Origin of the sequence: Bradyrhizobium yuanmingense (assembly GCF_900094575.1) — a bacterium.
Taxonomy (GTDB): Bacteria; Pseudomonadota; Alphaproteobacteria; order Rhizobiales; family Xanthobacteraceae; genus Bradyrhizobium; species Bradyrhizobium yuanmingense.
This window is the reverse complement of the sequence record NZ_FMAE01000066.1, coordinates 1-5357: the sequence shown is the minus strand read 5'-3', so window position 1 is coordinate 5357 and position 5357 is coordinate 1. Positions and strand designations below refer to the sequence as shown.

Genomic DNA, 5357 nt, shown 5'->3' with positions numbered 1-5357 from the left:
ACACCGATATTGAGGACTTGACGCGGTTCAATGAAGCGATCGATCAGGCCGTGACGGAGTCGGTGGCCCACTATACCAAGACGATAAATGACTCGCGCAACCTGTTTCTGGGCGTCCTCGGCCACGACCTGCGCAATCCTCTCGGCGCCGTTTCAATGGGCGCTCAGTGGATGGAGCGATCGGGGACAACCGACGCGAAGCAGGCCAGGGTTGTTTCGGAGATCAAGCTGGCCGCAGGGCGGGCGACGCGAATTCTGAACGATCTGCTCGATCTCACACGCTCGTCCTTCGGCACTCAAATCCCCGTTACAAAGACCGAGAACGACGTTGCGGCTCTGTGCCAGGAAATCGCGGATGAGTTTCGCGCCGTCAACGCAGATCGGAAACTTCAGGTCGCGACGAAGGGCGATCCGTTGGTTTCCTGCGACCGCGCTCGCCTGGGACAGGTGCTGTCCAACCTGATGGGCAACGCGGTCCATTATGGCGACGTAGCGACGCCCATCACAGTGACCGTCGCAGGTAACGATCCCGATGCTGTGACCATCAACGTGCACAATCTCGGCTCCTCAATCCCGCGGGATGCGCAAAAATCTATCTTCGAATCCTGGACGCGAGGCCAGGATGGCGGAAGCCCGCCGGAGCACAATACGCACCTTGGCCTTGGCCTCTACATCGCAAAACTGATCGTCGAAGCCCATGGTGGAGAGATCTCTGTGCAATCCGACCAGCAAACAGGCACGTGCTTTTCGATCCGACTGCCGCGCAAATGACCAGTGCTCCCTGTGGAAAATGGGGCGTTCGACGCGCTCCACCTTTCGGTATTGAGCGAGAGTCCGCTAGACGCACATCGCCTGGCTCCATGGTCACTCGACGTAAGTCGCGGCGGCGCATCGGCCGCCTGGCGAAACCCGCGCCAACCGTCAGCCGCCTGTGTCCGTGCAGAGATTGGTCAGAAAAGGATGCGAATTATTCGGAACGTCGGCTGCTGCGGGGGTTTAACGGCGTGACTGCGGGTATGTCCCGGCCGCTGACATTTCCTGCATGAGAAAGGACCGATATGGCAGAGCAAAGCTCTCCTCGTGGCAGTTGCGTCTTGGTCGTCGAGGATGAACCGATGCTCCTTTTGATGGCAAGCGACATCGTCGAGGACGCGGGACTGCATCCGATTCTCGCCGGCAACGCGGATGAAGCCATCAGGATACTTGAGGCCCGAAAGGATGTCTGCGTTGTCTTCACAGACGTCAGGATGCCGGGTTCGATGGATGGCGTTCGGCTCGCCGTAGCGGTCCGCGAAAGATGGCCACCGATCAAGCTGCTGATCGTCTCGGGGCATCTCGTCAAGGATTCCGATCTGCCCAAGGGGACGAGATTCTTCAGCAAGCCGTACCCGTCAGAGGCCATCATCTCAACGCTTCGAGAGCTTGCGGCCTGAGCGTGAAGAGCATTTCTAGCCCATTGCGACGGGGTACGGGCGGTCTTTGTCTTCAATGATCCGACGACCAAAGGCTTTCGGGTTTGGTGCTGGAGTCGCGCATTCTTGCAGGGTGGCGGTGTCCCTGTCGCCTTCACGGCCTGATCAATACTGACCAGCGTGTCGGACGGCGAACTGATACGCTTTATCTGTCACCGCGCGGCCCTCGGCATCTGTCGGTGATGAGAACGCTGTCGCGCTCCCGCCTTCTTCCCTGGGAAAAGGAGCACGCTATGCAGCGACGCCGTCTGAAGCAAACCACCTCCTTTGAAGAACGCCTTGCCGAGCATGGGCGAGCCCTTCGTCAAAAGGCAAAGTCGCTTCCGCCAGGTATCGAGCGGGACCAAACAATCCGCAAAGCTCGGCAGGCGGAGACCGGGGCCCAAATCAGCGAATGGCTGTCCACACCGGGATTACCGGCTCCAGAATGAAGGAACGGGAGGTCGTCCGGGGCGTTCCTCCCGCATGACCGAGCCACTTCCAGTTCTCATTGAAAACTCGCTTCAGATAGCCTGGGACTTCCTGGACCGCTCAGGTGGGATCGCCGATCCTCAGCAGGCGGCCGAGATCCTACTTCAAAGTATCAAAACGCAAATTCTCAAGGGAGAGAGCCGCACCCTGATGCTTTCGAATCGGGCCATCGCTGCGTTCGAGCAGCATCAGAAAGCAGCATGATGTTGCGCGCGGATCCTGCTGGCAGGCCCCGCGCGCCGGCTCACGATCATTGCGTTCAGTCCCGGTCGTTCGCCTCTTCCTTGATCACGGGCGGTGTGTGGCCGAGCTCAATCTTTTGAGCCAGTTGCGCCCGCTCCTTGTCTGCCGGCTGATCTTCTCCGCGTACGCGCATGATGCCGTGGTCTGATGTCTTGGTCATGGTGACCTCCTGCCGGACCAAGCCCGGCTTAACCACAACGTTCCAAATACGGAGAATGCCCCGCCGCCGCGGGCGGAGCGGTCGCGTCATTCCGGTTGCTTCGCCACAATTGGCCGCCGCCTCGTTCTGAAACGTCGCCTGAGCCGCTTCCATTTCATCTCGATCCAACGCAACATGGCGAGGAGAGGTTTTTGCAGGATCGGCATGTCCTGCGCGATGAGAAGAAGTCCAAGGGGGAGCATCCAGAGGCCGAAGAGGGGCAAGAAGCTGAAGATGCCCCCGAGAATGAGTCCCCCCGCAACGATGATCCGGATCCAGAGTTTGGATGGCTCCCGCAGCCAGCGAATGAAGGTCCCGACTTTCGTGGGCACTGAACGCTCGATCAATGTGAAGTATCTGTTCAGCCCTACTGTGACGGAGGCCATGCCAAATCCGATTCGCGTGAGTGTTAAAGAACCGCATCGCAAAATGCTGCTCGGAACTAAACCGACTGGGGGCGAAGTGTTCCCTGGTCGTGGTTGGGATCGGATTTCTCGATTGCGGCAGCCAAGCGACTTCACAAGAGATGCGCCAAACAAAAGCCGCTCGGGCGTTACACCGAACGGCTTTTCTTCGCGGCTCCCAGTCTCCTGGTTCTGCCGCCCAACTCAAGCCGCCTCCTCACCCCTTTGTTCCCTCGGGCGTCCGGCTGTCAGCTAATCGGTGGCGCAGATGAGACGAACGATGACTCTCCGGCTGCCGCATTCTTCAATGAGTGCAGAATTCCAACCTGCCCTAGAGCTGTCTCTGGGATGGCAGATGGTCGAAGAGGTTCATGGGCGGCCCTCTGTTCATCCGTCCGCGCCGCCGTTTGACGAAGGGGCGTAACGCTACGTGGCCGTCTTCGGCAGGTGGAGATATCCCGCGTCGAAGTCTCCAACTTCCTGGAGCCGGGGCCAATCAAGCACGGTCAAGTGCCTGCTTTCGAGGTTGATTAAACCCAGCTTGCGCAGCTCCTGGAGCACGCGGTTGACGTGAACAATCGAAAGGCCCATGGCATCGGAAAGCTCTTCCTGCGTGATCGGCAGTTCACATGAGTAATCTTCCACAAGACCCATGGCTCGCGCACGGACGATATATTCGCACATAAAATGCGCTGCCCGGCCTAGCGCCTGCCGTCGTCCGATATTGGTGATCCATTCGCGGAACATCGCCGCATAGATAAGTGTTTCACGCCAGAGGGCCGCCGCGACGCGGGCTTGGCGTTCGCACAGGCGCTGCAGATCCTCGTGCTGAATGAAGCCGACCTTGCAAGCCGTGATCGTTCCGATGCTGATGTCCAGCGTCTGCAGGTGCAGGCTCTGAAGGTCCGGCATGTCGCCCGTGATGTGAAATGCGAGGATCTGGCGCTTGCCCTCGCCTGTCATTTTGAAGGCGCAAGCCACGCCATCGTCAATGACGAAAGATCGGCTCGGGCGATCCCCCTCGCGTACGATGTCCTGATGGGCCTCGATCACCCTCTGATCGATCGGGAGCGCCAGTATCGCCTTCCGCTCTTCGTCAGAAAGCGGGAAGACAGTTTCCAGCTTGCGGATCAGCGGGTGAGTATTCCTCGCATTGATCGCAGACACGTCAATGAGCTTTTGATTTGCGGTTCCCAAGCTTTAGCACTGTGATGCCACTGAGTCTGTGCCTTTTTGCATCCAAGGTCCGGGTTCCGTGAGCCGCGTTTCTTAGGAACCGAGCGGCATGATGCGTATTGTTGCCTATCCGCCGGGACCGTCAGGCGATCCGGGGACTGAGAGATGCCACGCGCTCCCCGCCAAAATGAAGGAGCGCCCATGCCGCGCTACCATTTTCACATTCTGGACGGCAAGGCTGGTCTCGATCACCACGGCACCGAGCTTGCCGACCTCTATGCCGCAAAGGAAGAGGCTGTAAAGCTGGCGGGTGAAGTCCTCCGAGAGTCGAAGCCGGGCGACATATGGGAAATCAAGTCCTGGAAGCTTCTCGTCAATGGCTATCCCTCGCCCGAGGCGGGCCGCACCTATTTTACGTTGGCTCTGTCCGCGGCGGACGATGTGTCTACTTGACCCGGCCGGGGGCTGCCAGTTGGCCGGTCCGCTCGATGTGCCTTTGACATGGTCTCATGTGCGGCGAGCGGTCCGACCAACTGATCGGAATTGCAAGCGGAAGTGCGGGCTCTTCCTCGCCACCGCCACTTTGCAGATGCTGCTTTGACCACGGACGTACCGGCAGGACCTATGGCTTCGCAAGCCGCGACACGTTTTCCTGCCGCGCGGTTGTTTTCGTGCCCAAAGAAAATGCCGCCACAGCGCGCGAGCCGTCCTAACGGGACGGGCCCCCACGCCAAACCGCCGAGGTCGTCAGAGTGTCTACCCATACTCATACGGATCAGGAACACGACATCATCTACCCGCAGGTCCTCCCGTTTCTGCTGATCCACGCCGGTTGCCTCATGGCGACATGGTCGGGCGTCTCGTGGCCAGCGGTTGCGCTTTGCGTCGTCCTATACTGGTTACGCATGTTCGCGATCACTGCTGGGTATCACCGGTACTTCTCGCATCGGGCCTACTCGACGAGCCGGGCGTTTCAATTCACTCTCGCGTTCCTCGCCCAAAGCAGCTCCCAGAAAAGCGTCCTTTGGTGGGCTGCGAAACATCGACATCACCATCTTTACTCCGATACGGAGAAAGACGTGCATTCGCCAAGCCAAAATGGCTTCGTTTACAGCCACGTCAGCTGGATTTTCGATCGGCAGCACGATGCGACCGATTTGACGAAGATTTCGGACTTTGCGTCGTATCCTGAGTTGATGTGGCTGCACAAATTCGAGCTTTTGCCTGCGATCGTGACGGCAGGTCTTTGCTTCCTCATTGCGGGATGGTCAGGACTCGTGGTCGGATTCTTCTGGAGCACCGTGCTCCTGTATCATGCAACGTTCTGCATCAACTCCCTTGCACATGTTCACGGGCGAAAGAGATATGTTACGGGCGATAACTCCCGCAACAA

8 protein-coding genes are annotated in these 5357 nt (G+C 58.9%); 5 read left to right on the top strand and 3 right to left on the bottom strand.

What is annotated here, in order from left to right; all coding sequences use genetic code 11:
* The 3 genes from GA0061099_RS38710 to GA0061099_RS38695 all read left to right on the top strand — a co-directional run.
* Positions 1-770 (top strand): sensor histidine kinase (locus GA0061099_RS38710; protein WP_074448666.1); only part of this gene is annotated, 770 nt, incomplete at its 5' end.
* 323 nt (positions 771-1093) lie between these two features.
* Positions 1094-1432, top strand: a complete 339-nt coding sequence (locus GA0061099_RS38705; RefSeq protein ID WP_240538103.1) for a response regulator — start codon at positions 1094-1096, stop codon at positions 1430-1432.
* 504 nt (positions 1433-1936) lie between these two features.
* Positions 1937-2146: a hypothetical protein gene (locus GA0061099_RS38695; protein ID WP_018642493.1), complete on the top strand. Its 210-nt coding sequence runs from the start codon at positions 1937-1939 to the stop codon at positions 2144-2146.
* Positions 2147-2201: 55 nt separating this feature from the next.
* On the opposite strand, the gene GA0061099_RS41785 is transcribed toward GA0061099_RS38695, so the two are convergent.
* From GA0061099_RS41785 to GA0061099_RS38680, 3 genes are all read right to left on the bottom strand, one after another.
* The gene (locus GA0061099_RS41785) at positions 2202-2345 is read right to left on the bottom strand and encodes a hypothetical protein (RefSeq protein WP_157785226.1); all 144 of its coding nucleotides are present in this window, start codon (positions 2343-2345) and stop codon (positions 2202-2204) included.
* An 86-nt stretch (positions 2346-2431) separates the two neighbouring features.
* Complete coding sequence (locus GA0061099_RS38685; protein WP_074448664.1) at positions 2432-2770, bottom strand: hypothetical protein; 339 nt, start codon at positions 2768-2770, stop codon at positions 2432-2434.
* Between the two features lie 444 nt (positions 2771-3214).
* Complete coding sequence (locus GA0061099_RS38680) at positions 3215-3955, bottom strand: Crp/Fnr family transcriptional regulator (RefSeq protein ID WP_074448663.1); 741 nt, start codon at positions 3953-3955, stop codon at positions 3215-3217.
* Positions 3956-4165: 210 nt separating this feature from the next.
* Between GA0061099_RS38680 and GA0061099_RS38675 the strand changes: the two genes are divergently transcribed.
* Together GA0061099_RS38675 and GA0061099_RS38670 are read left to right on the top strand one after the other, a co-directional pair.
* Complete coding sequence (locus tag GA0061099_RS38675) at positions 4166-4417, top strand: DUF6894 family protein (protein WP_036032520.1); 252 nt, start codon at positions 4166-4168, stop codon at positions 4415-4417.
* A gap of 299 nt (positions 4418-4716) precedes the next feature.
* A partial coding sequence (locus GA0061099_RS38670; RefSeq protein ID WP_208604929.1) for an acyl-CoA desaturase occupies positions 4717-5357 on the top strand: 641 nt, incomplete at its 3' end.

What these genes read in the sequence shown, in the direction of transcription:
- GA0061099_RS38695 (WP_018642493.1), top strand. Translation starts at nt 1,937, where the DNA reads ATGACCGAGCCACTTCCAGTTCTCATTGAAAACTCGCTTCAGATAGCC.
- GA0061099_RS41785 (WP_157785226.1), bottom strand. Translation starts at nt 2,345, where the DNA reads ATGACCAAGACATCAGACCACGGCATCATGCGCGTACGCGGAGAAGAT.
- GA0061099_RS38685 (WP_074448664.1), bottom strand. Translation starts at nt 2,770, where the DNA reads ATGGCCTCCGTCACAGTAGGGCTGAACAGATACTTCACATTGATCGAG.
- GA0061099_RS38675 (WP_036032520.1), top strand. Translation starts at nt 4,166, where the DNA reads ATGCCGCGCTACCATTTTCACATTCTGGACGGCAAGGCTGGTCTCGAT.